Annotated in this window: 20 protein-coding genes, 5 tRNA genes and 1 pseudogene; 18 read left to right on the top strand and 8 right to left on the bottom strand. The window is 64.4% G+C overall.

The annotated features are described in order from the left end of the window. Nucleotides 1–19: 19 nt before the first annotated feature. Nucleotides 20–820: a helix-turn-helix transcriptional regulator gene (locus tag LZC94_06110; protein WXB16848.1), complete on the bottom strand. Its 801-nt coding sequence runs from the start codon at nt 818–820 to the stop codon at nt 20–22. A gap of 407 nt (nt 821–1227) precedes the next feature. On the opposite strand from LZC94_06110, the pseudogene LZC94_06115 reads away from it, so the two are divergent. Then, a pseudogene (locus LZC94_06115) lies at nt 1228–2481 on the top strand (cation:proton antiporter). A gap of 893 nt (nt 2482–3374) precedes the next feature. Here LZC94_06115 and LZC94_06120 read toward each other — a convergent pair. Genes LZC94_06120 through LZC94_06140 form a run of 5 tightly spaced genes read right to left on the bottom strand, consistent with a single transcriptional unit; the run spans nt 3375 to nt 8509 of the window. Then, complete coding sequence (locus LZC94_06120; protein WXB16849.1) at nt 3375–4499, bottom strand: ABC transporter permease; 1125 nt, start codon at nt 4497–4499, stop codon at nt 3375–3377. Further along, nucleotides 4496–5626 carry an ABC transporter permease gene (locus LZC94_06125; GenBank protein WXB16850.1) on the bottom strand — a complete coding sequence of 377 codons (1131 nt, stop codon included), beginning with the start codon at nt 5624–5626 and terminating at the stop codon, nt 4496–4498. Before LZC94_06125 ends, LZC94_06120 begins: the two co-directional genes overlap by 4 nt. Next, nucleotides 5623–6546, bottom strand: coding sequence for an ABC transporter ATP-binding protein (locus tag LZC94_06130; GenBank protein ID WXB16851.1), 924 nt, complete (start codon nt 6544–6546; stop codon nt 5623–5625). Before LZC94_06130 ends, LZC94_06125 begins: the two co-directional genes overlap by 4 nt. Beyond that, nucleotides 6543–7481, bottom strand: a complete 939-nt coding sequence (locus LZC94_06135) for an ABC transporter ATP-binding protein (GenBank protein WXB16852.1) — start codon at nt 7479–7481, stop codon at nt 6543–6545. The genes LZC94_06130 and LZC94_06135 overlap by 4 nt, the downstream gene beginning before the upstream one ends. Next, complete coding sequence (locus LZC94_06140; GenBank protein WXB20352.1) at nt 7478–8509, bottom strand: HlyD family efflux transporter periplasmic adaptor subunit; 1032 nt, start codon at nt 8507–8509, stop codon at nt 7478–7480. The genes LZC94_06135 and LZC94_06140 overlap by 4 nt, the downstream gene beginning before the upstream one ends. 107 nt (nt 8510–8616) lie before the next feature. Here LZC94_06140 and LZC94_06145 point away from each other — a divergent pair, with 107 nt between their 5' ends. The 16 genes from LZC94_06145 (at nt 8617) to rpoC (ending at nt 24473) form a co-directional block, all read left to right on the top strand. Continuing rightward, nucleotides 8617–9444 (top strand): TetR family transcriptional regulator, encoded by an 828-nt coding sequence (locus LZC94_06145; GenBank protein ID WXB16853.1) that lies wholly within the window; start codon nt 8617–8619, stop codon nt 9442–9444. A gap of 252 nt (nt 9445–9696) precedes the next feature. After that, nucleotides 9697–9768, top strand: a tRNA-Thr gene (locus tag LZC94_06150). Between the two features lie 81 nt (nt 9769–9849). Then, nucleotides 9850–9931, top strand: a tRNA-Tyr gene (locus LZC94_06155). Between the two features lie 51 nt (nt 9932–9982). Then, nucleotides 9983–10058, top strand: a tRNA-Gly gene (locus LZC94_06160). Between the two features lie 126 nt (nt 10059–10184). Further along, a tRNA-Thr gene (locus LZC94_06165) sits at nt 10185–10256 on the top strand. Between the two features lie 37 nt (nt 10257–10293). Further along, nucleotides 10294–11484 (top strand): elongation factor Tu, encoded by a 1191-nt coding sequence (gene tuf, locus LZC94_06170; protein ID WXB16854.1) that lies wholly within the window; start codon nt 10294–10296, stop codon nt 11482–11484. A 19-nt stretch (nt 11485–11503) separates the two neighbouring features. Next, a complete protein-coding gene (gene rpmG, locus LZC94_06175) occupies nt 11504–11656 on the top strand; it encodes a 50S ribosomal protein L33 (GenBank protein ID WXB16855.1) in 153 nt (50 codons plus the stop codon). 66 nt (nt 11657–11722) lie between these two features. Beyond that, nucleotides 11723–11798 (top strand) — tRNA-Trp (locus LZC94_06180). A 130-nt stretch (nt 11799–11928) separates the two neighbouring features. Then, a complete protein-coding gene (gene secE, locus LZC94_06185) occupies nt 11929–12543 on the top strand; it encodes a preprotein translocase subunit SecE (GenBank protein ID WXB16856.1) in 615 nt (204 codons plus the stop codon). A 97-nt stretch (nt 12544–12640) separates the two neighbouring features. Further along, a complete protein-coding gene (nusG, locus tag LZC94_06190) occupies nt 12641–13174 on the top strand; it encodes a transcription termination/antitermination protein NusG (GenBank protein ID WXB16857.1) in 534 nt (177 codons plus the stop codon). A gap of 215 nt (nt 13175–13389) precedes the next feature. After that, on the top strand, nt 13390–13827 hold the full coding sequence (rplK, locus tag LZC94_06195; protein WXB16858.1) for a 50S ribosomal protein L11: 438 nt from the start codon (nt 13390–13392) through the stop codon (nt 13825–13827). A gap of 73 nt (nt 13828–13900) precedes the next feature. Then, nucleotides 13901–14611 (top strand): 50S ribosomal protein L1, encoded by a 711-nt coding sequence (gene rplA / locus LZC94_06200; protein WXB16859.1) that lies wholly within the window; start codon nt 13901–13903, stop codon nt 14609–14611. Nucleotides 14612–14613: 2 nt separating this feature from the next. Further along, complete coding sequence (gene rplJ / locus LZC94_06205; protein ID WXB16860.1) at nt 14614–15186, top strand: 50S ribosomal protein L10; 573 nt, start codon at nt 14614–14616, stop codon at nt 15184–15186. A gap of 95 nt (nt 15187–15281) precedes the next feature. Beyond that, nucleotides 15282–15668 (top strand): 50S ribosomal protein L7/L12, encoded by a 387-nt coding sequence (gene rplL, locus LZC94_06210; protein ID WXB16861.1) that lies wholly within the window; start codon nt 15282–15284, stop codon nt 15666–15668. 251 nt (nt 15669–15919) lie between these two features. Further along, complete coding sequence (gene rpoB / locus LZC94_06215; GenBank protein WXB16862.1) at nt 15920–20059, top strand: DNA-directed RNA polymerase subunit beta; 4140 nt, start codon at nt 15920–15922, stop codon at nt 20057–20059. Nucleotides 20060–20219: 160 nt separating this feature from the next. Beyond that, the gene (gene rpoC / locus LZC94_06220) at nt 20220–24473 is read left to right on the top strand and encodes a DNA-directed RNA polymerase subunit beta' (GenBank protein ID WXB16863.1); all 4254 of its coding nucleotides are present in this window, start codon (nt 20220–20222) and stop codon (nt 24471–24473) included. Between the two features lie 201 nt (nt 24474–24674). On the opposite strand, the gene LZC94_06225 is transcribed toward rpoC, so the two are convergent. Beyond that, a complete protein-coding gene (locus tag LZC94_06225) occupies nt 24675–25229 on the bottom strand; it encodes a hypothetical protein (protein WXB16864.1) in 555 nt (184 codons plus the stop codon). 132 nt (nt 25230–25361) lie between these two features. Beyond that, nucleotides 25362–26243 (bottom strand): hypothetical protein, encoded by an 882-nt coding sequence (locus tag LZC94_06230; GenBank protein ID WXB16865.1) that lies wholly within the window; start codon nt 26241–26243, stop codon nt 25362–25364. On the opposite strand from LZC94_06230, the gene LZC94_06235 reads away from it, so the two are divergent. After that, nucleotides 26217–26513 carry a hypothetical protein gene (locus tag LZC94_06235; protein WXB16866.1) on the top strand — a complete coding sequence of 99 codons (297 nt, stop codon included), beginning with the start codon at nt 26217–26219 and terminating at the stop codon, nt 26511–26513. The genes LZC94_06230 and LZC94_06235 overlap by 27 nt on opposite strands. Nucleotides 26514–26515 lie beyond the last annotated feature (2 nt).

The raw sequence follows: 26515 nt of genomic DNA on the forward strand, positions 1-26515 counted from the left end.
CGCCCGCGGCGGCCGCGATTCAACTCCCGGCGAGGATCGCCGACAACGCCTCCCGCGCCCGCGCGTCGGCCGGAAAGAGCGTTTCGATTCGCAGCTCCTGAAGTGTGATATCCAGCGGCGTACCCAATGTCGTGATGGTCGTAAAAAGATCGACCACCACCTCGCCCCGCTGCATGGTCATAGGAACCAACACCGACGGAGGCCGCGTCGGCGCACCCGCCGCGCGCCGCAGCTCGGGCTCGGCGGCCACCAGCTCCTGCAGGAGCGCCTCGTCGGCCGCATCGCGCGACGGGCTCGCCGCGAGCTCACTTCGCGTTCGGTGCACCACGTGCGTGGTCACCTCGTTCCAGTTTCGAAGCGCGGGCCGCAGCCCATCATGGGACAGGAGCATACGCGCCACATTGGGGGAACCACGCCACGACGGCGCAAAAAATCCCACCAGCCGTCGCGCAGCCTCGTTCGTCATGAGAATGTCGTAGCGACGATTGACCACCAGGGTCGGATTGGGTTGGCTTGCACGCAAAATATGCTCGAGCGCATCGCGCACATCGGCCATGGCCGGCGCATCGAGCGGCGTCTCGCGGTAAATGGCAGCGTACCCTGCGGCCGTCAGCAGCGCATTTCGCTCGCGCAAAGGGACCTCCAACGTCTCGGCCAGGGTGAGCACCATTTCGCGGCTTGGGCTGGAGCGTCCCGTCTCCACGAAGCTCAGATGCCTCGACGAAATACCCGCCTCGAGCGCGAGTGTGAGCTGACTTTTCCCCCTCGCCGTTCGCCATGCTCGAAGGAGCGCGCCCACCGAGCTTTCTTCACCCGACATCGTCATTACCGCGAACGTACCCTCCTTGGCGGGGTGTCGCCATGACCTCGGAGGTCATGGTGCTCCCGGGCTCACGACGTGCGCACGATGACCCCGGCTCGAGCATCCACGCGCCCCGTGCCGCCGCGCCTACCGAGCACCATCCGTCCGGCACCGCACCGCGGCTCCGCCTCGAGCACCCTCGCGCCGACCCAACACGCTGCACGCCCAAATGCGCCGGGGGATCCGACTCTCCTGTCCGACGCGTCAATTTGCCAAATGCGCGCCCGGCGCGATCCGTCCAAGGAATAAATTATTTCATCAATGGATATCGTGATTCGGCATCGGCGGCTCATCGATTCACGCACTGCGCTGGCGAGGGGTTTCAATCCTTGCTAAGGGACCCTACTGGATCGGAGAGGGTACCCATGTCGACTTTACTCGAAGGGCCGTTGCCTCTCTTCGTCGTACAAGCCATCCTCGTGATCGTCACGTCGCGCGCGCTGGGCGCGGTCGCGCGGCGTTTCGGGCAGCCGATGGTCGTCGCCGAGATCGTCGCCGGCATCGTCCTGGGGCCTTCGCTCCTCGGTTGGCTTCTGCCGGGATTCGAGGCCGCGGTGTTTCCCGCCAAATCGATGCAGCTCTTGGGGCTCTTGAGCCAGATAGGGCTCATCCTGTTCATGTTCTTGGTCGGCCTGGAGTTCGACCCGAAGATGCTCAAGGGAAGGACCCGCTCCTCCGTAGCCATCAGCCACACGAGCATCGTCGTGCCCTTTGCGCTGGGCGCGCTGCTCGCATGGCACCTTCACGGGGAATACGCACCATCGGGCGTACCATTGACATCGTTTACTTTGTTCATGGGAACGGCCATGAGCATAACTGCATTTCCGGTGCTTGCTCGCATTTTGACCGAGCGCAACTTGTTGCGTTCCCGAGTCGGCACGATTGCAATTACGTGCGCGGCGGTCGACGACATCACGGCGTGGTGCATCCTGGCCTTCGTCGTCGCCATCGCCCGCTCCGCCACCTTGACGGGCGCCGTCCGCACCTCGGCGCTAACGCTACTCTACATCACCGTCATGTTTCTCGCCGCCCGCCCGCTCCTTCGCCGCTGGTTGGAACGGATTCACGTGGGATTGACGCAAAACCTCATTGCCGTCGCTCTGGTCCTGCTCCTGCTCTCGAGCTGGGTCACCGAGCTCATTGGCATCCATGCTTTGTTCGGGGCGTTTCTATTTGGCGCGATTCTGCCAAAGGAGGGAAATTTTGCCGCGAACATTGCGCACAAGCTCGGCGATCTGGTCGTCGTTCTCATGCTTCCGCTCTTCTTCGCTTACAGCGGACTGCGCACCCAACTTGGACTGCTCTCCGGGACGAAGGACTGGATCGTGTGCGCGGGCATCGTCGTCCTCGCGTGCATCGGCAAATTCGGTGGCAGTACGGTGGCAGCCCGCCTGACGGGCCTCCCCTGGCGTGAATCGAGCGCAATCGGGACCTTGATGAACACGCGTGGCCTGATGGAGCTCGTGGTCCTCAACATCGGTCTGGACCTAGGTGTCCTCTCGCCCGTGCTCTTCACCATGATGGTCATCATGGCGTTGGTCACGACGTTGCTCACCACGCCCGTGCTTCAATCCATTTATCCAGTAGAGTTGCTACGTGAAAGTGTGATTCCAACACCGGATCGTACTTATCCCGCTGCTGAGCCGCCGTAGCCGAACTCGCCATTCCGTCATTTGCTTTCGCCCCGGCTTTGCCGGGTCAAAGAATGAGCGCCCTCGTCCGAAAGTCCGAAGAGCGCATGCAGGGCCTCGTGAGCGCAAGCGGCGCGCATGCGTTTGTATCGCCGTGAGCTAGCGTAGCTCGGTGAACCACTCATCGATTTACGCCTCACGCTGGCGAACATCTCCAATCCTTGCCGGTGCTTCACGTATCTACCCACGGGACGAGCTGGTCCGCGAGGGCGCGACCCGACACCGGATGGCGCGCATCCGCCGCGGGACGCGCAATTGGTACGATTTCATCTCGGTTTATTACCGGTTGAACGTCCTCTTCACGTACTACATCCGCGATCCGCGTTACCGCCTCGACGTGCTGAAGCTCCTTCAGGGGTTGACCCAGCTCGCGCTCCCCACCCTCAAGAAACGCCCGGAGGGATGCTCGTTTACGTGGCGTCGCTCGCCAGCTTCGTGCAAGTTCCGTATCAATCTTTCTATTGCGCGTCGAAACACGCATTGCACGGATTCGCAACGCCCGTCAGGCGGGAGTTGCGGGGCACCAACGTCAAGATGGTGACCATCTATCCAGGAAATGTGAACTCCGAGCTTCTATCGGATGTGGTCTGGACGCGAAGTCGAAACGTAATGAATTCGAGAAAATCATGGACGACGCAGCACCTGATTGGCGCGCGCTCGTATGGCCATGAGACCCGCGGTGACATGAAATGGTTCGTGTCGCATCAGCTCGGAGAAGCACCCATGAAGGTATGAGAAGAAGTGCTCGGAATCGACGAGGCCAAGCATCCGAATACGCTCGCGGAGAGCGGCAGTTCGTCATTGTCTGGAAGGGGTGAGCGCTACTTAATCTGCCTCCGAAACTGCCACGACGCCGCCGCCAGCAGCGCCGCTCCAATGACCGTCAGCGCGCCCAGCGACCCGAGAACGTCGCGCAGTCCGGCGTGCCGTAGGAGGACCGAGCGCGAGATCTCCACGAAATAGCGCATCGGGTCGATCCAGGTGAGCGGTTGGATCCATGCGGGCATGGAATCCACCGACGTGAGAAAGCCCGACAGGAGGACGGCGGGGAGGAGAATGAAGAACCCCGCCATGATCGCTTGTTGCTGCGTCTTGGCAAAGGTGGCGACGAAGAGCCCTATCCCCAACGTCGAGGTCAGGTACGCGGTCGTGGCCAAAAAAATGACCCCGAGGCTGCGGATCGGGACGTCGAAGAGCAGATTGCCGGCAAGCAGAATGACCGTTTCGTCCACGAGCCCGAACATCGCGTAGGGGATCGTCTTGCCGACCATCAAGGTGGCGCTCGACATCGGGGTAACCAAGAGCTGCTCCATGGTCCCGACCTCCCGCTCGCGGGTCAGCCCCATGGCGGTGACGATGGCGGTGACGACGATCAGCACCGCGGCGGCGGTTCCGGGGACCATGAACAGGCGACTCTTGAGGCCCGGGTTGAACAGGAGGCGCGGCTCGGCGATCACCGAGGGCACCGCCGCGATCGCCCTCGCCGGCGCGGGCTCGAGGCTCAGCGCGTGCGCGCGCATGGCAATGAATTGCTCGAACGCGGCGAGCGCGGATTGCGCTTGCGACGGATCGGAGCCGTCGAGCAGGATCTGCACCGTCGCCGTGTCCTCTGCGCCCAGATGGCGCGAAAAGTCCCGCGGGATCACCAGCGCGGCGGTCGCCGTCCCATCGCGGAGCGCCTCCTCTGCGTCGCGAACACTCGGGACGTAGCGCATGTGGAACGTGTGCTCGGCCACCAGCGCCTCGGCGAGCTCGTGGCTCTGTCGGGTGTGGTTCTCGTCGACCACCACCGTCCGCACCAGGGTCAGCTCGAGGTTGGCCGCGTAGCCAAAGACCGTGACCTGCACGATCGGAACGACGAGCATGACGGCCAGCATCCGTTTGTCGCGGGAGACTTGGAGGAGCTCCTTCCGGATCAAGGCTGCGAGCGTGAGCAGGTTGATCATGCGACCACCTTCGGGAATTTTTTGGTGGAGGCCGCGATCATCACCAGCGCGAAGAGCGCCAGCGCCGCGGTGTCGGGCAACGTGGAGGGGGGCGAGGCGTCGCGAAGGAGAACTCCGCGCAGCGCGCTCACGAAGTGCCGCGCGGGGAGGATCTGCGTGAAGATCTGCAGGATCCGCGGCATGTTGTCGATGGGGATGATCAGACCGCTGAGCAACGCGGCCGGGAGCATCGACGTGACCGCCGCGATCTGCGTCGCGAGCATCTGGTTTCGGGTGACCACGCTGATGAGCAATCCCTGACCAAGGCACGCCACGAGAAAGAGCGACGAAATGCCGAAGAGGAGCAAGAGCGAGCCCCGGATGGGAACGTCGAAGAGCCAGGTCCCCGCCGTGAGCACGATGAGCACCTGCGTCAGACCCACACCGAAGTAGGGGAGGAGCTTGCCCACGATGATCTCGAGCCGCCCCACCGGGGTCGCGAAGAGCTGCTCCATGCTCCCGCGCTCCCATTCACGCGCGACGGTCAACGCTGTGAGGAGCACGCCCATCATCGATTGAATGAACGCGATCAGCCCCGGCACGAGGAAGATGGTCGAGCGCAGCTCGGGGTTGTAGAGTGCACGCATTCGCGCGTCGAGCCGCTCCGAGGTCGAGCCGAGCAGCTCCTTCACCCGAATGCGGTTGGTACTGCTCATGAACCCCGACATGTACGACAGCGTGGTGCCCGCCGTGATGTTGTCCGCCGCGTCGACCAAGACCTGCACCTTCGCGACCTCACCCCGCCCGAGCGAGGCACCGAACCCCTTGGGAATGACCAAGGCCACCACCGCCTCACGGCGCCGGAAGACGTGCTCCACGTCTTCTTCGCGCTCGAGCTGTCCCGCGAGCTCGAACGTCGGCCCCGAAAAGAGACGCTGCACCAGCTCTCGGCTCTCGCGGGAATGGTCGTGGTCCACGATGCTCGTGCGGATGTGGTCGAGCTCGAACGAGAGCGCATAACCGAACAGCACCAGCAAAATCACGGGCATCGCGAGTGCAAAGTAGAGCGTCGCCGGATCGCGACTGATGTGCATCCATTCTTTGCGCGCCATGGCGCCGACGCGCCGGAGCCCTCCGCCGCGGCTCATGCGGGTGCCTTTCGAGTCACCACCGCCAAAAAGACGTCTTCGAGGGTGGGCTGAATCGACTCGACCGATACGCCTCGCGCCCCCACCTTTCCGAGCTCGTTCTCGATAGCCTCTTTGCACAAGGTGTCGTCTCCGCCGACGTGAAGCCCGGTACCGAACGGTTCGATCCGGGTGACGCCCGGCAGATGGCGCAGCCATTTCGGTGTGATCCGCTCGCCGCGAACTTCGTAGGTCACACCCGGCACGTACGTCTCCTTGAGACGGGAAGGGGTGTCGAGGGCCACCAGCGCGCCGTCGACCATCAGCCCCACCCGGTTGCAGTACTCGGCCTCGTCCATGTAATGCGTCGTCACGAAGATGGTGACCCCTGCGTCCGCGACGCGGCGGATGGTTCGCCAGAAGACGCGCCGCGCCACCGGGTCGACCCCCGCCGTGGGCTCGTCGAGGAACACGATGCGCGGTTCGTGAAGCAGCGCCGCCGCGAGCGCGACCCGCTGGCGCATGCCCCCCGGCATCGCCGCGGTGAGCGCGCGGTCGTCGGGATCGAGCCCGACTTCGATCATGAGCTCGCGCGCACGCCTGCGGCGGGGCGCCCTCTGCAGGCGGTAGGCGCCGCCGAAAAAGTCGAGGTTCTCGAACGCCGTGAGATCGGGGTAGAGCGAGAATTTTTGCGACATGTAGCCCACCGAGAGCCGTACGCCCTCCGAGTCCGTGCCCACGTCGTGCCCAGCCACCGTGGCCTTGCCGCCCGAGGGCGGAAGGAGCCCGCACAAAATGCGGATGGTGGTCGACTTGCCGGCCCCATTGGCGCCGAGGTAGCCGAAAATCTCGCCCTGCTCGACGTGGAACGATACACCGCGCACGGCTTTGAACGCGCCGAAGTGGCGCTCCAGCCCTTCGACGTCGATGGCGTGCGTCATGACGCTCCTCCGGCCTGCGGGCGGTCCACCAAGGCTAGGTACAAATCTTCGAAGTCGGGCCGAGCATCGCGGACGCGAACGCCGCGCAGCGAGCGCCGCACGTCATCCGCATGCTCACGTCGGAGCACGGCGCGCAGGTGCTGGCCCGCCGGCGTCACCGAGAGGACGCCCCGGTGCTCTTCGAGCGAAGAGACCACGCGGCTTCGCTCGTGGCTCGGCACGTCGAGCTCGATCACCGGATGCGCGAGCGCGGCGACCAGCGTCGCCGGCTCCCCCTCGGCGAGCACCTTGCCCTGCGCGAGGAGAACAACGCGCCCGCAGCGGGCCGCCTCGTCCATGTAGGGGGTCGCGAGGAGCACGCCCATTCCATCGGCCACGAACTCGTAGAGCAGCACCCAGAGCTCGCGCCGGCTCACCGGGTCCACGCCGTTCGTCGGCTCGTCGAGCACCAGGGCGCGCGGCCGATGCAAGAGCGCACACGCGACCGCGAGCTTCTTGTACATGCCGCCCGAGAGCGCGCCGGCGGGCCTGTCGCGCGCGGATTGGAGCTGCGCCATGCCCAGGAGCTTCTCGCGACGCTCCTCGAACACCTTGCGCTTCAAACCGAACAAGGAGGCGAAGAAGGTGAGGTTCTCGTCCACCGAGAGATCGGGGTAGAGGCTGTACTGCTGCGGCATATACCCCAAGGCCTCGCGTCCCGAAGGCCCGGTCTCTTTCCAAGAGCGACCGTCCACGCGAACGGTGCCACCGTCCACCTCGATGAGGCCCACCAGCGCGCGAATGAGCGACGTCTTGCCGGCGCCGTCGGCCCCGACCAGCCCGACGAGCTCCCCCGGACCAAGACGCAGCGAGGCACCCGCGAGCGCCTTCACCTCGCCGAACGCCTTGGTGACGTTCTGCGCTTCGAGCAGGGGGATGGAGGCGTCGTCCGTCACGGCACCGACTCCGGCAGAACGATGTCGGCGGGCATCCCCGCCCGCAGCGCCGTGTCGGGATTGTCGACGTGCACCTCGACGGCGTACACGAGCCGATCGCGGTCCTCCCGCGTCTGCACATTGCGCGGGGTAAACTCGGCTTCGCTGGCGATACGCTGCACGCGGCCTTGAAAAACGCGCCCGGGGTAGGCATCGACCCGCACCTCGGCGCGCGCACCGATTCCGGCGCGCCCGAGCTCGGCGTTGGGCAGGAAAAAGACGAGCTTGGCCGTGGAAAGATCGATGGTCTGAACGACCCGCGTCCCCTGTCCGACCACCGCGCCGGGTTCGAGCAACCGGTCCGTGACGATCGCATCGCGTGGTGCGAGGAGGGTGCACTCGCTCACATGGATCTCGGCCCGCGCCAGCTCGGCTTTGGCCGTGTCCACGGCAGCCTTCGCCGCATCCACCTTCGTTTTCGCCGCTGCCGCGGCGCTCTCGGCGCTTCGTGCCGAGAGCATCGTGGTCTGGAGCGCTGCGAGCGCGGCCTTGTGTTGTGCCTCGGTCTGCCGGCGCTGCGTATCGGTTTTTTCCCACTCCACCGCGGCGACCGCGCCTTCGTTCCGCAGTCGAAAGGTCCGATCCGCCTCGCGCGCGGCCTGTTCGTTCGCGGCCTCGACCGAAAGCCCCTCCGCGCGCGCCGATGCCGTGCGCGATGCCGCAACCGCAGCGTTGTTGCGAGCATCGACCGATTGTGCCTCTGCCACTCCGACCTGAGACAGCGCGACCTGAAGTTGCGCTTGAGCAGCGCGAAGGTTAGCCTCCTGGTCCATGCAATCGAGTCGCGCGATCACCTGCGAACGCCTTACGCGGTCGCCCGACTGCACGGTTACCTCACGGATGCGTCCGGCGATCTTGGTGCTGACCTCGACCTCGATTCCCTCGACGGTCGCGGAACCTCCAGAGGGTCGCTGAAGTGCCGCCTTTTGCGCATGCACCCGCCATGCAAGCGCCCCGATGAGTGCGACCGCTCCTAATGCTGCCACCATCACGCGCACGGCGCGCTTCGGCGGTGCGGATCGACCTGCTTTACCCATTTCTCCGCCTCCAACGGTAAGTACTTACTTCCCGCGGACCCTCTGTCAAGATTGACGCAGTGAACTCCATCAACGAGACCCGTCAGCGCATTCTCGCCGCCGCCCTCGAGCTCTTTGCGGAGCGCGGTTTTACGGCCACCACCACCGCCGCGCTCGCGCAGCGCGCGGGGGTCGCCGAAAAGACCTTGTTCTCACAATTCAAAAGTAAGGAGCGTCTCTTCGAGGAGACGCTCAGCCCCGCGGTGCTCGAGATGGTGGCGCCGGAGATCTTCTCGAGCCTCACGGAGACCATCTCCGTCCCTTGGGAGCGCCTCGACGACTTCTTGCGCGCGGTCATGGCCAATCGGGTGGAGTTCGCGAAGCTGCATCGCAGCAAGCTGAAACTGATCTTCCAGGAGCTGCTCCTGCGCCCCGAGCTCTTTCAGCGGTTCCTCGAGCGGGGCCAGCGCGATCTCTTTCCGAAGTTCGTTCAATTGGCCGAGCACTTCGAACGGCTGGGCGAGCTTCGTCCCATGCCCAAAGGGCCGTTGCTGCGCATGATCATCTCGATGATGGCCGGCTACTTGGCCACGCGCAGCATCCTGATGCCCGAGGACACGTGGGACGATGCGAGCGAGATCGGCATGATGGTCGCGGTCCTCACCGACGGCCTGCGCCCGCGCGTGCGCCCCAAGGCCGGCGAACGCCTCGCCACCCCTGCGCCCTCGCGCGCCGAGCGGATCCCCACGCCCCCACCGATGCGCGCGGAGCGCATCGCGACCCCTGCGCCCTCGCGCGCGGAGCGGATCCCGACGCCCCCGCCGATGCGCGCGGAACGCATCGCGACCCCTGCGCCATCGCGTGCGGACCGAATCGTCACCCCACCGCCATCGAAGCGACGTCGCTAGACGGTCGGTCGGAGCGTCCGGCGCGAAAAAAAACGAAAAAAGGTTCGCGCGCCCGCTACCCGAATTTATCGAAGATTTTCGCGGTTTCCGCGCTTCGGAGCGGCAACGGGCTCGCAGGGCGCTATACTCTTACTTGACACGGCGCGGCCTACGCGCTACCGGTGCGCACCCTGTCAGAAGTCATCTGGCGCCCGTCTTGCTTGCCGACTCTCGACTCATGAGCTACCCTTCGCCGCCCGTTTCCTCTTACGTGCTGACGTAGCTCAATGGTAGAGCACCTGTTTTGTAAACAGGTGGTTAGGGGTTCAACTCCCCTCGTCAGCTCTGGTTAAGCAGCACGAAGCACCCCGCATCAACGAGAGGCTTGTTCGAAAGAAGTATATCGCGTAAATCACCAAAAATTCTGGAGGGTTGCCCGAGCGGCCAAAGGGAGCAGACTGTAAATCTGCCGGCTATGCCTTCGATGGTTCGAATCCATCACCCTCCACTCCCGTATAAGTCGATCGTTGCTGTCGTTGGCCGTTTGTTGTTGTATCTCGCGGGAGTAGCTCAGTTGGTAGAGCGTCAGCCTTCCAAGCTGAACGTCGCCGGTTCGAACCCGGTCTCCCGCTCCAACTGAATCCTGGAAAAAATCGGCCTCGCCTTTCTTCGGTTTCTCTTCTTTCTTCGTCTTCTTCCGGCTGCACCCCCCTCGCTTTTCACCCTTTGCTTTTCCCTCGAAGGACCGACCCCACCAACAGGCCCACCTAGCTCAGTGGTAGAGCACTTCCTTGGTAAGGAAGAGGTCACGGGTTCAAGCCCCGTGGTGGGCTCCGGGTTTGTCCGCATCGCTTCTCAGGAGACACGCTCATGGCGAAAGAGAAATTCAACCGAAGCAAGCCCCACGTGAACGTCGGTACGATCGGCCACATCGACCACGGCAAGACGACTTTGACTGCCGCGCTCGTCAAGGTTCAGTCGACGAAGGGTCTGGCCAAGGTCATCAGCTACGCCGACATCGCCAAGGGCGGCACGGTTCGCGACGCGACGAAGACGGTGACCATCGCCGCCTCGCACGTCGAGTACGAGAGCGCCACGCGCCACTACGCCCACGTCGACTGTCCCGGCCACGCCGACTACATCAAGAACATGATCACGGGCGCCGCGCAGATGGACGGCGCGATCCTGGTGGTCAGCGCGTTGGACTCGGTCATGCCGCAGACGCGTGAGCACGTCCTTCTGGCCCGCCAGGTCGGTTTGAACCACATCGTCGTGGCGCTCAACAAGTGCGACGCGGTCGACGACCCCGAAATGCTCGACCTGGTCGAGATGGAAGTCCGCGAGCTTCTGACGAAGAACAAGTTCGACGGCGACAACGCGGCGGTCGTGAAAGTTGCTTCGTTCCCGGCCCTCAATGGCGAGCAGAAGTGGGTCGATTCGATCGGCGAGCTGATCGATGCCTTGGACAAGCAGATCCCGGAGCCGGTCCGCGACACGGACAAGCCGTTCCTGCTCGCGGTCGAGGACGTGTTCTCGATCAAGGGGCGCGGCACGGTGGCCACGGGCCGCATCGAGCGCGGGGTGATCAAGGTCGGCGAGAACGTCGAAATCATCGGCTTCCGCGACTCGCGCACGGTGGCGGTCACCGGCGTCGAGATGTTCCGTAAGCTGCTCGATCAAGGGCAAGCCGGCGATAACGTTGGGCTTTTGCTGCGCGGCATCGAGCGCAACGAGATCGAGCGCGGGCAGATTCTCTGCAAGCCGGGCTCGGTGACGCCGCACAAGAAGTTCATGGGCGAGGTGTACGTCCTGAAGAAGGAAGAGGGCGGCCGTCACACGCCGTTCTTCACCAACTACCGCCCGCAGTTCTACATGCGCACCACGGACGTCACGGGCACCTGCGAGTTGCCCGAAGGTACCAAGATGGTCATGCCGGGTGACAATGTCACCATGAGCATCAGCCTCATCACGCCGGTTGGTCTCGAAGAGCAAATGCGCTTCGCCATCCGCGAAGGCGGCCGTACCGTTGGGGCCGGTATCGTCACAAAGATCATCGAGTAGTGTAGAAAGGAATCATCCGATGGGGGCGCGCGTCACCGTGACGCTCGTTTGCACGGAGTGTTCGTCTCGAAATTACCGAACGAGCCGCAGGGTGGAGCACAAGGGGCAGATTGAGCTGAAAAAATTCTGCCCCTCGTGCAAGCGGCACACGGTTCATAAAGAAACGAAGTAGCCGTTTAGCAGACTCACGCAAACGAACATCATTCGCAGCAGAGCTCGGAAATAATCTCGAGCATTTAGGGGTTTAGCTCAGCTGGTAGAGCAGCGGATTCCAAATCCGCAGGTCGTGGGTTCGAATCCCCCAGCCCCTGCCACACTGGCGCTTCGGGAAACTTGTGCTATCGCACGCTCCCCGCAAGATCCAAACCGACTCTCGCCTCTCCCCGTCCGATGCGGGGCCCTCTCTCGAGTGGGGAGGGTGCTCTTTGAAACCGCCAGTCAACCATGTCCATCACGCAAAAATACAAGAAAGAGGAAGGCGAGTCCGGCGAAGAAGGCTCGGGCGCCCTCCTCGAAGATGAGCAGGGGGAACCGGGGGAGGGTGCGCCACTTGCGCGCCCGACAGGGACTGGTGCGCTCGTAAAAGCGGATGACCCGGCCAACGCGCGGGCGGCGGAAGCTTCGGTCAACGAAGAAGACGACGAGGAGTACGAGGACGAAGACGCTGCGCCGGCTCAGTTCGGTACAAAGCGGTTCGTCTATGCCGCCTATTTTGGTGGTGCGATTGGCATCGCGTTTCTGGTCTCCAAGCTCCTCCACTTCGCCTGGGGCAAGCTGTCCCAGTATCAGCCGGTCGTGGGCGAGCCCCACGATGAAGCGGTGATGCCGATTGCGGCAGCGGTCGGCTTGGCCGCCGCCATCTACTATTGGAAGCGGACCCGCGCGCGGGAGCTTGCGGAAGAGGTTGCCGACGAGCTGTCCAAGGTTACTTGGCCGAGCAAGCAGGAGGTAACGAACGGAACGGCGGTCGTGCTGGTAACCACGGCCTTGGCCACCATCTTTTTTGCTCTGATGGATCGCTTTTGGGGCTTCGTCACCAACCTCGTTTATGGCTCGTAAGAAGAAGGAGTCGTAACGGATGGGGTCGGCAGCTCGATCAGCTTCTCTCAGGTCCGAGGGGTCGCAAGAGGCCTCCAGTCATGCGAAGGCATTTGCCATGTCCAAGAAGTGGTACGTCATTCAGACCTACTCCGGCTACGAGAACAAGGTCCGCGAAGCTCTGCTCCAACGCATCAAGGAGCATGGGAAGGAGGCTCAGTTCGGTGAGATCCTGATTCCGACCGAGACCGTCCAGGAGCAGCGCGCCGGTGGCAAAGCCCGCGTCCGCCAGAAGAACAGCTTTCCGGGTTACATCTTCGTTGAAATGGAGATGAGCGAGGAAGCCTGGCACTTGGTCAAGGATACCCCCAAGGTCACTGGCTTCATCGGCAACCAGCGCCCGCAAGAGGTGAAGCCCCCGCAGATCGACGACCTGCGCAAGATCATCGTGGAGGGTGCGGTCAAACCCAAGCCGCGCGTCTCCTTCGAAGCAGGCGACGAGATTCGAGTCATCGACGGCGCATTCGCCAACTTCAGCGGCACCGTCGAAGAGGTCAAACCGGACAAGCAAAAGCTGAAGGTGAAGGTTTCGATTTTCGGTCGCGCAACCCCGGTCGAGCTCGATTTTAGTCAGGTCGAAAAGCGCGTTTGAGCGTCTCTTCGTCCTAGTCGTTTTTGCATCTCTGCTTCTCTGCTCTCTGCCTGCTTTTGCGCCTCTGCGTCACGTCTCGTCGGCTCGTCGCACCGCGCCTCTCCCTCTCTCTTCCGTCGTTTCCCATCAACCCGGAGCCGCCCACGCGGCTCCTATGCGCACTACGGCCTCCCGCATTTCGGAACCCACCGTAGGAGCAAACGAAGAGTCATCCCATGGCGAAGAAGGTCACTGGACAAATCAAATTGCAGCTCCCGGCGGGGAAGGCCAACCCGGCACCCCCGGTCGGCCCTGCGCTCGGCTCCCACGGTGTGAACATCATGCAGTTCTGCAAGGAGTTCAACGCCAAAACGGCGGGCGGCGACATGATCATCCCCGTGGTGATCACGGTGTACTCGGACCGCTCGTTCTCCTTCATCCTGCGCACGCCGCCCGCGAGCGTGTTGCTCAAGAAGGCTGCCGGTCTGGCCACCGCCAAGAAGCCGGGCAGCGGTTCCAAGGAGCCGAACAAGAACAAGGTCGGCAAGGTGACCCGCGCGCAGGTCAAGGAGCTCGCCCAGCAGAAGATGGGCGACATGAACTGCACGAACCTCGAAGCCGCCGAGCGCACGATCATGGGAACGGCGCGCTCGATGGGGATCGACGTCGTCTGAGATTTCAACAAACCACCGCGCACCGATGCTCGGGGCCAACGGTGGGAGGTCAGAAAGACCGCAAAGGAGGAAAATGCCCAAGGTACCCAAGAACCGCGCAAAGGCTGAGTCGGTAGTCGACCGGTCGCGCAAATATACGACGAGCGAGGCGTGCGCCCTGGTCAAACAGGCCAAGTTCGCCAAGTTCGACGAGACGGTCGACCTCGCCGTCAGGCTCGGTGTGAATCCAAAGCACGCCGACCAGATGGTGCGAGGCGCGATCGTTCTTCCCCACGGCACGGGGCAAAGCGTCCGCGTGCTCGTCTTCGCGAAAGGCGACAAGGAGCGTGAGGCCCGCGAGGCCGGCGCCGATTTCGTCGGCAGCGATGACATGGTGGCGAAGGTCTCCGAAGGCTTCATGGACTTCGATCGCGTGATCGCGACGCCCGACATGATGGGCGCCGTCGGCAAGCTCGGTCGTATCCTCGGCCCGCGGGGGCTCATGCCGAACCCCAAGGTCGGCACCGTCACCTTCGATGTTGGCAACGCCGTTCGGGAGGCCAAGGGCGGCAAGATCGAGTATCGCGTCGAGAAGGCGGGCATCGTGCACGCGCGCATCGGCAAGGTCTCGTTCAAGGAAGAAGCCCTGGCGGACAACGCGGCGGCCCTCATCAACGCGCTCGTGCGGCAGAAGCCGTCGACCGCCAAGGGGACGTACCTTCGGAGCATCTCGGTCTCCTCGACCATGGGCCCCGGAATCAAGATCGACCCGGCTCAATACATCGGCCGGACGGAGGAGGCGTGACCATGTCCGAAGCCTCGGGTACCACCACCGCCGTGAAGCCTCAGATCGCCGCCAAGAACGCGGAGATCGCCGAGGTTCGCGCGCGCTTCGACAAAATGACGGCCGCTGTCTTCCTCGACTACAAGGGGATGACGGTCGAGCACGTGACCCGGCTCCGCGCGGCCTTCCGCAAAGCGGGCGTCGAGTACAAGGTCGTCAAGAACACGCTGGTCAAGCAGGCGTTGAAGGATGCTGCCTTCAGCGACAAGCTCGACTCCGTCCTCGTGGGGATGACCGGCGTCGCATGGAGCTACGAAGAACCCGGCGCCGCCGCCAAGGTGGTGAAGGCTTTCCGCAAGGAAGGCCCCGACGGGGAGAAGCTCAAGATCAAGGCGGGCCTCATCGAAGGTTCGGTCATCGACGGCACCGCGGTCGAGAACGAGCTCGCGACGATGCCCGGCAAAGACGAGCTCCGCGCCAAGCTGCTCGCGACGCTCCAAGCGCCGCTCCAGCAGTTCGTCGCGCTGCTCAACGCCCCTGCGCAGAACTTCGTCTACCTGCTCGCGGCCAAGGAGCGGGAAGCCGAGGGCAAGTAAGCCGGCGGCTCCTCACGGATTCGGCCTCGCCATTCGGGCGGGCCAAAGTTTTTCAAAATTTTTTGATGCGAATAGCGAATACGGAGAATTGAAAAATGGCAGATCTCACCAAAGAGCAGGTCGTTGACTACCTCTCGCAACTGCCCGTCATCCAGATTGCAGACCTGATCAAGACCCTCGAAGAGAAGTGGGGCGTCAAGGCTGCTCCGGTCGCGGTTGCCGGTCCGGCGGTCGCCGGTGGCGCTGCTGCGGCGGCTCCCGTCGAGGAGAAGACGGAGTTCACCGTCGAGCTGAAGGAAGCGGGCGCGAGCAAGATCAACGTGATCAAGGTCGTCCGCGAGATCACCGGGCTCGGCCTGAAGGAAGCCAAGGACCTGGTCGAAGCCGCGCCCAAGCCCCTAAAGGAAGGCGTGTCCAAGGCCGAGGCCGAGGAATTCAAGAAGAAGCTCGAGGAAGCTGGCGCAAAGGTCGAGCTCAAGTAATTGATTGCCATCATTTTTTGCGACTAGTGCCCGACCCATGGGACGGTGCGGTGGGAGAGATCCCGCCGCACGCGTCCCTGTCGGCATTTCCCCAGCTTAGTTGACCACGTGCCCGTACCCGTGCCCGCCCCCGTCCCGAGCAAGAATCTTCGGTCACGGCCCGCGGGCAGGGGCAGGGGCACGGGGGAGATGAAGAGACCGTCTCTTCTTATCTTAGTGGCCTCCAGGTAGTCACCCGGCAAGGAGCAGCGATGGCGAACGCTATCCAATCCAACTTCCGCATCCGTAAAGACCTCGGGCGCGTCCAGCGCATCATCGAGGTGCCCAACCTCATCGACATTCAGAAGTCATCGTACGACAAGTTCCTGCAGGCAACCGTGCCGCAGTCCGATCGTGTCGAGGTGGGACTCCAGGCGGTCTTCCGCAGTGTTTTTCCCATCAAGGACTTCAACGGGACGAGCGAGCTCGTCTTCGTCAGCTACAACCTGGAGAAGCCGAAGTACGACGTCGAGGAGTGCCGGCAGCGCGGCATGACCTTCGCGGCGCCGATCAAGGTGACCACCCAGCTCATGATTTACGATACGCGCGACGGCGGCGATCGCATCGTGCGCGACATCAAGGAGCAGGAGGTCTACTTCGGTGAGATCCCGCTGATGACCGACACCGGTACCTTCATCATCAACGGTACCGAGCGCGTCGTCGTCAGCCAGCTTCACCGCAGCCCGGGCGTCTTCTTCGACCACGACAAGGGAAAGACGCACTCCAGCGGCAAGCTCTTGTACTCGGCCCGCGTGATCCCGTACCGCGGCTCGTGGCTCGACTTCGAGTTCGACCCGAAGGACATCATTTACGTGCGCATCGACCGTCGCCGAAAGATGCACGCGACGGTGCTCCTGCGCGCGCTCGGCTACTCGACGCAGGACCTCCTCAATTACTTCTACAACACCGAGACGGTGTACCTCGACAAGGGCGGCAAGCTCGCCAAGAGCGTCGAGTACGAGCTCTTGCCGGGCCAGCGCGCCACGCGCGACATCAAGGTCGGCAACGATGTCATCGTCAAGAAGAACACCAAGTACACCAAGGCCGCCATCCGCAAGCTGCGCGAGGCCAAGGTGGACCGGCTCCCGGTCGACGTCGAGGAGATCGTCGGCAAGGTCGCCGCGCACGACATCGTCGACAAGGAGACCGGCGAGGTCCTCATCGAGGTGAACGAAGAGGTCACCGAGGGCAAGCTCGAGAAGCTCCGCGAGGCGGGCATCGAGTCCTTCCGCGTGCTCTTCATCGACGGTCTGAATGTCGGCTCGTACCTGCGCGACACGCTCCTGGCCGAGAAGGTGAAGACGAACGAGGACGCGATCATGGAGATCTACCGGCGCCTGCGCCCCGGGGATCCGCCCACCCTCGAGACGGCGAAGACGCTGTTCAACAACCTGTTCTTCAACCCCGAGCGCTACGACCTGTCGAAGGTCGGCCGCCTCAAGTTGAACTACAAGTTCTACCGCGACCTCCCCGAGGACCAGCGCCCCGCGCTCGACACGCAGGTGCTCACCGCCCAGGACATCCTCGAGACGGTTCGCCACCTCATCGAGCTGAAGAACGGCCGCGGCTCGGTCGACGACATCGACCACTTGGGCAACCGCCGCGTGCGCGCCGTCGGCGAGCTGATGGAGAATCAGTACCGCATCGGCCTCGTGCGCATGGAGCGCGCGATCAAGGAGCGCATGTCGATGTCGCAAGAGATCGACACGCTCATGCCGCACGACCTCATCAACGCCAAGCCGGTCAGCGCGGTGGTGAAGGAGTACTTCGGCTCCTCGCAGCTCTCGCAGTTCATGGACCAGACGAACCCGCTCAGCGAGGTCACGCACAAGCGCCGTCTGTCCGCGCTCGGCCCGGGCGGTCTCACACGCGAGCGTGCGGGCTTCGAGGTCCGCGACGTTCACCCCACGCACTACGGCCGTATCTGCCCGATCGAGACGCCGGAAGGTCCGAACATCGGCCTCATCGCGTCGCTCTCGACGTTCGCCCGCGTGAACGAGTTCGGGTTCGTCGAGACGCCGTACCGCAAGGTCTCCGAGGGTCGGGTCACCGACGAGGTGGCCTGGTACTCGGCGCTCGAGGAGGAGGGCAAGTACATCGCCCAGGCCTCGGCCGAAGTGGACGAGAAGGGGCGCTTCAAGGAGACCTTGGTCTCGGCCCGTTTGAACGGTGACTTCCACTTGGTGACGCCGGACATGGTCCAGCTCATCGACGTGTCGCCGAACCAGATGGTGTCGGTCGCCGCCGCCCTCGTCCCGTTCCTCGAGCACGACGACGCGAACCGCGCGCTCATGGGCGCCAACATGCAGCGTCAGGCCGTTCCGCTGATCCGCTCGCACGCGCCGTATGTCGGCACGGGCATGGAAGGTAAGCTGGCGCGCGACTCGGGCGTGTGCATCGTGGCCAAGCGCGACGGCATCATCGAGAGCGTCGACGCGACGCGCATCGTGGTCCGCGCCGAGGGCGACAAGGCGGAGATCCCCGATATCTACCACCTGAACAAGTTCCAGCGCTCCAACCAGTCCACGTGCTTCAACCAGACCCCCATCGTCCGCGCGGGCGAGCGGGTGAAGGTGGGCGACGTGCTCGCCGACGGTCCGTCGTGCGACATGGGCGAGCTCGCGCTCGGCCAGAACGTGCTCGTCGCGTTCATGCCGTGGCAGGGCTACAACTTCGAGGACTCGATCCTCGTGTCGGAGCGCATCGCCAAGGACGACGTGTTCACCTCGATCCACATCGAGGAGTTCGAGTGCGTGGCCCGCGACACGAAGCTCGGCAAAGAAGAGGTGACGCGCGACATCCCCAACGTCGGCGAGGAGGCCCTCAAGGACCTCGACGAGTCGGGCATCGTGCGCATCGGCGCCGAGGTGAAGCCGGGCGACATCCTCGTCGGCAAGATCACGCCGAAGGGCGAGACGCAGCTCTCCCCCGAGGAGAAGCTGCTCCGCGCCATCTTCGGTGAGAAGGCCGGCGACGTGCGCGACAGCTCGCTGCGCGTCCCCCCGGGCGTGGGCGGCATCGTCATCAACGCCCGCATCTTCAGCCGCAAGGGCACGGAGAAGGACGAGCGCGCCAAGGACATCGAGGACCACGAGCGCCAGCGCCTGGAGCGGACGCGCGACGAGGAGATCAAGATCCTCCGCGACTCGTTCTTCCGCCAGATCAAGCGCCAGCTCATCGGCCAGACGACCAACGGCAAGCTGGTCGACGACAAGGGCAAGGTGCTCCTGCAGAAGGGCGCCGTGCTCGACGAGGCGCTGCTCGCCGAGATCCCCCAGAAGTACTGGGGCGAGCTGCCGGTCGACGGCGCCGAGGAGCTGGCGGAGAAGCTGCGCGGTCTGGAGGAGATCATCCAGGTTCGCGAAGAGCACTTCCGCGACAAGATCGATCGCCTCTCCAAGGGCGACGAGCTCCCGCCGGGCGTGATCAAGATGGTGAAGGTCTACATCGCCATCAAGCGCAAGCTGCAGGTCGGCGACAAGATGGCCGGACGCCACGGAAACAAGGGCGTCATCTCCCGCATCATGGCGGAAGAGGACATGCCGTATCTGCAAGACGGCCGCCCGGTGGACATCGTCCTCAACCCGCTCGGCGTTCCCTCGCGTATGAACGTCGGCCAGATCCTGGAGACGCACCTCGGCTGGGGCGCGCGCGTCCTGGGCTGGCAGTTCCAGTACATGCTGGAGGCCAAGTTCGGCCCGCAGGCCATCCGCGAGCACATCCTGCGCATCTTCGAGGGCGACGCGGCGCTGCACAAGTGGCTGAGCAAGCTGTCCGACGACGAGATGAAGAAGGTCGCGCAGAAGCTCCGCGGCGGCGTTCACTACGCCAGCCCGGTGTTCGACGGTGCGCCCGAGCGGGCCATCAAGGACACCTTGGCCCTCTCGGGTCTCCCGGAGAGCGGTCAGGCGGTGCTCTTCGACGGGCGCACCGGTGAAGCCTTCGACCAAGAGGTGACGGTGGGCGTGATGTACATGCTCAAGCTGCACCACCTGGTCGACGACAAGATCCACGCGCGCTCCATCGGTCCCTACTCGCTCGTCACCCAGCAGCCGCTCGGTGGCAAGGCGCAGTTCGGAGGTCAGCGTCTCGGCGAAATGGAAGTGTGGGCCATGGAAGCGTACGGCACCGCCTACGCGCTTCAGGAGTTCCTCACGGTCAAGAGCGACGACGTCATGGGTCGTACGCGCATGTACGAAGCGATTGTCAAAGGCGAGCACACCCTCGAGCCGGGACTCCCCGAGAGCTTCAACGTTCTCATCAAGGAGCTCCAGGCCCTGTGCCTCAACGTCGAACTCGTCGAACCGGGTGCGCTCACCCGCGGCGCGAGCGACCACGCGGCGGAGGAGTGATCCGGAGAACCGCCAGGACGCAAACGAGCGCCACGAAGCAGAAGTAAAACACCTGCTTCTTTTTGGCGCTCCTGGTGCCCTGGCGGTTTCTCTCTCCTCCCGCTCTCGCGCCCCCAATCAAGATTCCCGTCCGAAGTAGTTTCAGAAAAAAGGAACCCAAATGCGCGACATTTTCAGCTTCTTCGAGAAGCCCAAGGATCCGCTTTCATTCAGCGCGATTCGCATTTCGCTCGCGTCGCCCGAGAAGATTCGTGAGTGGTCTCACGGCGAGGTCAAGAAGCCGGAGACGATCAATTACCGCACGTTCAAGCCGGAACGAGATGGTCTCTTCTGCGCGAAGATCTTTGGACCGGTGAAGGACTACGAGTGCAACTGCGGCAAGTACAAGCGCATGAAGCACCGCGGCATCGTGTGCGAGAAGTGCGGCGTCGAGGTCATCCAGAGCAAGGTGCGCCGCGAGAGGCTCGGGCACATCAACCTGGCCACGCCGGTCGCGCACATCTGGTTCTTGAAGAGCTTGCCGAGCCGCATCGGCAACATGCTCGACATCACCTTGAAGGATCTCGAGAAGGTCCTCTACTGCGAGGCGTACATCGTCATCGACCCGAAGGAGACCGGCCTGGCGCGCGGTGACCTTCTGAGCGAAGAGCGCTACTTGCAACTGCTCGAGGAGTACGGGGACGACAAGTTCGCGGCCGGCATGGGCGGCGAGGCGGTCCTCGAGATGCTCAAGCAGGTCGACGTGCACAAGCTCTCCGAGGAGCTGCGCCAGGAGATGCGCGCGGCCACCAGCGAGGCGAAGCGCAAGAAGATCGTCAAGCGGCTCAAGGTCTGCGAGGCGTTCCGCGAGAGCGGAAACCGTCCGGAGTGGATGATGCTGACCGTGATCCCGGTGCTCCCGCCGGATCTGCGTCCGCTCGTTCCCCTCGACGGCGGCCGCTTCGCCACCAGCGACTTGAACGATCTGTACCGCCGGGTCATCAACCGCAACAACCGTCTCAAGCGCCTGCTCGAGCTGAACGCGCCCGAGATCATCATCCGCAACGAGCGGCGCATGCTGCAAGAGGCGGTGGACGCGCTCTTCGACAACGGCCGCCGCGGCAAGACCATCACGGGCCCGAACAAGCGCCCGCTCAAGTCGCTGTCCGACATGCTCAAGGGCAAGCAGGGCCGCTTCCGTCAGAACCTGCTCGGCAAGCGCGTCGACTACTCGGGCCGTTCGGTCATCGTCGTCGGCCCGCAGCTGCGCCTGCACCAGTGCGGCCTGCCGAACAAGATGGCGCTCGAGCTCTTCAAGCCGTTCATCTACAACAAGCTGGAAGAGCGCGGGTACGTCAACACCATCAAGAGCGCCAAGAAGATGGTGGAGAAGGAGCGCCCGGAGGTCTGGGACATCCTCGAAGAGGTCATCAGCGAGCACCCGGTGTTGTTGAACCGCGCTCCGACCCTCCACCGCCTCGGCATCCAGGCCTTCGAGCCGGTCCTCATCGAGGGCAAGGCCATCCAGCTCCACCCGCTGGTGTGCGCCGCCTTCAACGCCGACTTCGACGGCGACCAGATGGCCGTTCACGTGCCGCTGTCGGTCGAGGCGCAGATGGAAGCGCGCGTGCTCATGATGAGCACGAACAACATCCTGTCGCCCGCCAACGGCAAGCCGATCATCAACCCGACGCAGGACATCGTGCTCGGGCTCTACTACGCGACCCGCGAGCGCAAGTACGCCAAGGGGAGCTACCGCGAGGGCGGCCTGCACCTCGACAAGAAGAACGAGCACTTCGAGGGGTATCTGCGCGGCGTGTACTCGTCGCCGGAAGAAGTGCGCATGGCCTACGACAACGACGAGGTCACCATCCACACGGGCATCCGCGTGCGCGTGATCGACCCCGAGACCCAGCAGCGCCGCGTGGTGAACACCACCGTGGGCCGCTGCCTCATCTCGGAGATCCTGCCCGAGGGTCTCAGCTTCGACCTCGTGAACAAGACGCTCGACAAGAAGGCCCTCTCGGCCCTCATCGACGCGTGCTACCGAAAGCACCGCAACAAGGCCACGGTCCTCTTGGCCGACCGCCTGCGCTCGCTCGGCTTCGAGTACGCCACCCGCGCCGGCGTGTCGATCTGCATGGATCACATGGTCATCCCGGACGCGAAGCACGTGCTCCTCGGGGAGGCGCAGGCCGAAGTGCAGCGCGTCATCGATCAGTACCAGGAAGGTCTGATCACGGACGGTGAGCGCTACAACAAGATCGTCGACATCTGGGCAGGCGTGGCCGACAAGGTCACGCAGGTCATGATGCAGGAGATCGGCAAGGAAAAAGTCGTCGATCCGGAGACCGGCAAGGAGTCGATCGAGCCGAGCTTCAATCCGATTTACATCATGGCCGACTCCGGCGCCCGCGGTTCGACCCAGCAGATCCGCCAGCTCGCCGCCATGCGCGGTCTCATGGCCAAGCCCTCGGGCGAGATCATCGAGACCCCCATCACGGCGAACTTCCGCGAAGGTCTCAGCGTGCTCCAGTACTTCGTCTCGACGCACGGCGCCCGCAAGGGTCTCGCCGACACCGCGCTCAAGACGGCGAACTCCGGTTACCTCACGCGCCGCCTGGTCGACGTCGCGCAGGACGCGATCATCTCCGACTTCGACTGCGGGACGCTCGACGGCATCCGCGTGACGAAGCTGGAGGACGCGGGCGAGGTCATCCAGCCGCTCGGCGACCGTATCCTCGGCCGCGTCGCGCTGGAGGACATCGTCGACCCGCTCACGGGCGAGATCCTCGTCCCGGCGAACACCGAGCTCGAAGAGTCGACGGTCATGTCGATCGAGGAAGCGGGCATCGAGGAGGTCGTGATCCGCTCGGTGCTCACGTGCCAGAGCAAGCGCGGCGTGTGCGCCAAGTGCTACGGGCGTGACCTCGCCCGCGGCTACAAGGTCAACATCGGTGAGGCGGTCGGCATCATCGCCTCGCAGTCCATCGGCGAGCCCGGAACGCAGCTCACGATGCGCACGTTCCACATCGGTGGCGCCGCGGCGCGCGGCAAGATCGAGCAGAGCTCGGTCGAAGCGCGCAGCGACGGCTTCGTGCGCATCCGCAACGCGAACCTGGCGCGCAAGCACGACGGCATCACCACCGTCATGAACCGCCACGGCGAAATCGTGGTCGTGGACGACACGGGCCGCGAGCGCGAGCACCACCGCCTGGTGTACGGCGCCGTCCTCAAGATCAACGAGGGCGACAAGGTCAAGGCGGGGCAGCTGCTCGCCGAGTGGGACGCGTTCGCGATGCCGATCCTCACCGAGCGCTCCGGCGTGGTGAAGTTCGGCGACATCGTCGAAGGCGTGACGATGGTGGAGAAGCTCGACGAGGTCACCGGCCTCTCGCGCAAGGTCATCATCGAGTCGCGCGCGGCCGATCTCCGCCCGCGCGTCACCATCAAGGACCCGAAGACGGGTGAGACGCTCAAGCTGCCGAACAGCCAGCTCGAGGCGCGCTACCTGCTCCCGGTCGGCGCCAACATCGTCGTGCAGGACGGCGACATCATCGACGCGGGCGAGGTCCTCGCCAAGATCCCGCGCGAGACCACGAAGACGCAGGACATCACCGGCGGTCTGCCGCGCGTGGCCGAGCTCTTCGAGGCGCGCAAGCCCAAGGACCACGCGATCATCGCGGAGGTCGACGGCGAGGTGTCGTTCGGCAAGGACACCAAGGGCAAGCGCAAGGTGCTCATCACCCCGTTCGGGCCCGACGGCATCGCGCAGAGCGATCAGTCGCGCGAGTACCTGATCGCCAAGGGCAAGCACATCCAGGTTCAGCCGGGCGACCGCGTTCGCGCGGGCGAGCCGCTGATGGACGGGCCCGCGAACCCCCACGACATCCTTCGCGTCAAAGGCGAGAAGGAGCTCGCGGCGTACTTGGTCAACGAGATCCAGCAGGTCTACCGGCTGCAGGGCGTTGCCATCAACGACAAGCACATCGAGGTCATCGTTCGCCAGATGCTCCGCCGCGTTCGCGTAAAGGACGTGGGCGACACGAACTTCCTCATCGACGAGCAGATCGAGAAGCACATCTTCGAGAAAGAGAATCAGCGCGTCATCGAGCGCGGCGGCCGTCCCGCCATCGCCGAGCCGCTGCTCCTCGGCATCACGAAGGCGTCGCTCTCGACCGAGTCCTTCATCAGCGCGAGCTCCTTCCAGGAAACGACGAAGGTGCTCACGGAGGCCGCCATCTCCGGAAAGACCGACCATCTGCGCGGTCTCAAAGAGAACGTCATCATGGGCCGCCTGATCCCGGCCGGCACCGGTCTGCCGGCCTACAAGCAGCTCCACGTGGTGATCGAGGGCGAGGCGGAGCACCGCCAGCCGCCCGCGGCCCGTCCGGTTCCGGAGGCGCCGCTCTCCTCGGCGGTGAACGAGGAGTAAGCGAGGCTCTCATCGCCTCCTGACGAATCGAAAGCGGCGCGCCCTTCGGGGACGCGCCGCTTTTCGTTTTGTCGTGACGAAGCTCGCCGCTGCGGGGCGGAGCTCGAAGCTGGGCGGGCTCGGGGCTCCGCGAGCTAGGAGGAGCTGGGCGGGCTCGGGGCTCCGCGAGCTAGGAGCTGGGCGGGCTCGGAGCTCCGCGAGCTAGAATGTGCCCGATGCGCCAAAGAGCGCGCCGCCGGGCACCGGAGAAATACTCGCGGTCACGCTCGGCGCCGAGGGCGCGAAGGGCACGGTTTCGCGCGCGAGCGCCGTGCCGTCGATGAGGATCGCGAGGCCCGCGCCGATCGATGCGCCAAACGCCGTGGTGAGGCCTTTGCCCAATCCCTCCCACTCGCAGCCGCTTCCATCGCGCTTCGTGGTGCAGCTCCCGGCGGCGGCATAGGCGAGCCCGCCCCCGGCCGCGGGCAAACCCAAGCGCAGTAGCAACGAGATGGCGCCCGTGGCGTATCGCCCATGGATGGCATGCACGACGGGGCCGCCGAAGATGTATCCTCCGACCCCGAACACGGCGGGCCCCCCATCCTTCGTGGCGCCTGCAGCGATCACCATGCCCACGGAGGCAAGGTCGACGAGCAGCGTTTGATACCCGTACCAGCGGACCCGTGTCGGTGGTTGCTCGCTTGGCGCGGCGGCCAAGCTCGGGGTGGAGAACACGAAGGCCATCGAAAGAACCGCGGCGGAGGCGAACTTGCGCATGCCTCCGTGTTACGGGGCCGTTCGAGCGCTCTCAAATGACAGCAGCTGACACCTTCTGCGCTGCACCCGCGCGTTGCAAGCTGCGAGCTGCGCGTGGTGCGTCGTATCGTGCCGGCCGCACCACGCGCGCCGTCAAGCGGCGTTTTCGACCAAGCCGAACGCGGCGACGCCGCGGCGGCGAAGCTCTCTCTTGAGCCAATCGAATTTGGCGGGGACGCCCAGGATGCGCGCGAGGAAATCGGCGGACCACTCGTCGAAGGTGCGCGAGCCGCACTTGGAGAAATCGCCCCCGTCGCCCGCGAGCACGCGGCGCCATTCGGCGGTCACGCGGAGGAAGGCCGCGGTGGCCAAGAGCTCCTCGCCCTCGACGCGCGCGATGTTGGCCTCCGCGAGTGCCGCTCCGGCGGAGGAAGGAAAGGCGAGACGCGGCGCGTGTCCTTCGCTGAGAAACGTACGAATGGCCTCCAAGCCGACCAAAATGCTCGCGCTCTCCGCCGCCGCGACCAGCGCGCGCAGCCACCCCTCGAAGGGATCCACCGACAGGAGCGCCGCCGTCGCAGTCTGCGCCACGGCCAACGTCGTAGGCACCGCCTTAGCAGTTGCAGGCGCAGGCGCCACCACCGCGGACGTCGCCGTCACCGCAGGTGCCACCGCCACCGCCGGCGTTGCCGTCACCGCCGGCACGACCGCTGCCACCGCCGGCGTTGCCGTCACCGCCGGCGCCGCCGTCACCGCCGGCGCCGCCGTCACCGCCGGCACGACCGCTGCCACCGCCGGCGTCACCGCCACCGCGGGCGCCGCCGTCACCGACGGTTCCGCCTGAAAATCCACCGACACATCGAATCCATCCAGATCCGACATGCTGTCGAGCGCAATGGTCTCCGGCTCGTCGCCCTCGACGACCATCGCAACGGGCGCATCGATCCACGTGGCATCGTTGCCCGAGTACAGCACGCGCGGCGCGTCATCCTCCGAGCCGGCAACGGCATGCGCGCCATTGCCCAAGTACAGCACGCGCGGCGCGTCATCCTCCAAGCCGGCAACGGCATGCGCGCCAATACCCGAGTACAGCACCCGCGGCGCATCACCCTCCGAGCCGGCAACAGCATGCGCGTCATCGCGCCGGCCGCCACCCACCCGCGCAACATCGCAGTCACGCTGTTCACGTCCAGCGCACGGATCGTCGTTCCGCCAAACCAGCGAGTCGACCAAATGAGCCTCGAGCACGCGGGCGAAGTCGAAGCTTCGATCGAGCTCGTCCTCGTCATCAAAAGATTCCGCTGAAG

The organism is Sorangiineae bacterium MSr11954, from assembly GCA_037157815.1.
GTDB lineage: Bacteria > Myxococcota_A > Polyangia > Polyangiales > Polyangiaceae > Pendulispora > Pendulispora albinea.

What these genes read in the sequence shown, in the direction of transcription:
- nusG (WXB16857.1), top strand. Translation starts at nt 12,641, where the DNA reads ATGTCCAAGAAGTGGTACGTCATTCAGACCTACTCCGGCTACGAGAAC.
- rplJ (WXB16860.1), top strand. Translation starts at nt 14,614, where the DNA reads ATGTCCGAAGCCTCGGGTACCACCACCGCCGTGAAGCCTCAGATCGCC.
- secE (WXB16856.1), top strand. Translation starts at nt 11,929, where the DNA reads ATGTCCATCACGCAAAAATACAAGAAAGAGGAAGGCGAGTCCGGCGAA.
- rplA (WXB16859.1), top strand. Translation starts at nt 13,901, where the DNA reads ATGCCCAAGGTACCCAAGAACCGCGCAAAGGCTGAGTCGGTAGTCGAC.
- rpoB (WXB16862.1), top strand. Translation starts at nt 15,920, where the DNA reads ATGGCGAACGCTATCCAATCCAACTTCCGCATCCGTAAAGACCTCGGG.
- LZC94_06130 (WXB16851.1), bottom strand. Translation starts at nt 6,546, where the DNA reads ATGACGCACGCCATCGACGTCGAAGGGCTGGAGCGCCACTTCGGCGCG.
- rpmG (WXB16855.1), top strand. Translation starts at nt 11,504, where the DNA reads ATGGGGGCGCGCGTCACCGTGACGCTCGTTTGCACGGAGTGTTCGTCT.
- rplL (WXB16861.1), top strand. Translation starts at nt 15,282, where the DNA reads ATGGCAGATCTCACCAAAGAGCAGGTCGTTGACTACCTCTCGCAACTG.
- LZC94_06125 (WXB16850.1), bottom strand. Translation starts at nt 5,626, where the DNA reads ATGAGCCGCGGCGGAGGGCTCCGGCGCGTCGGCGCCATGGCGCGCAAA.
- rplK (WXB16858.1), top strand. Translation starts at nt 13,390, where the DNA reads ATGGCGAAGAAGGTCACTGGACAAATCAAATTGCAGCTCCCGGCGGGG.
- LZC94_06140 (WXB20352.1), bottom strand. Translation starts at nt 8,509, where the DNA reads ATGGTGGCAGCATTAGGAGCGGTCGCACTCATCGGGGCGCTTGCATGG.
- LZC94_06235 (WXB16866.1), top strand. Translation starts at nt 26,217, where the DNA reads ATGCGCGCCATTGCCCAAGTACAGCACGCGCGGCGCGTCATCCTCCAA.
- LZC94_06225 (WXB16864.1), bottom strand. Translation starts at nt 25,229, where the DNA reads ATGCGCAAGTTCGCCTCCGCCGCGGTTCTTTCGATGGCCTTCGTGTTC.
- tuf (WXB16854.1), top strand. Translation starts at nt 10,294, where the DNA reads ATGGCGAAAGAGAAATTCAACCGAAGCAAGCCCCACGTGAACGTCGGT.
- rpoC (WXB16863.1), top strand. Translation starts at nt 20,220, where the DNA reads ATGCGCGACATTTTCAGCTTCTTCGAGAAGCCCAAGGATCCGCTTTCA.
- LZC94_06110 (WXB16848.1), bottom strand. Translation starts at nt 820, where the DNA reads ATGTCGGGTGAAGAAAGCTCGGTGGGCGCGCTCCTTCGAGCATGGCGA.
- LZC94_06120 (WXB16849.1), bottom strand. Translation starts at nt 4,499, where the DNA reads ATGATCAACCTGCTCACGCTCGCAGCCTTGATCCGGAAGGAGCTCCTC.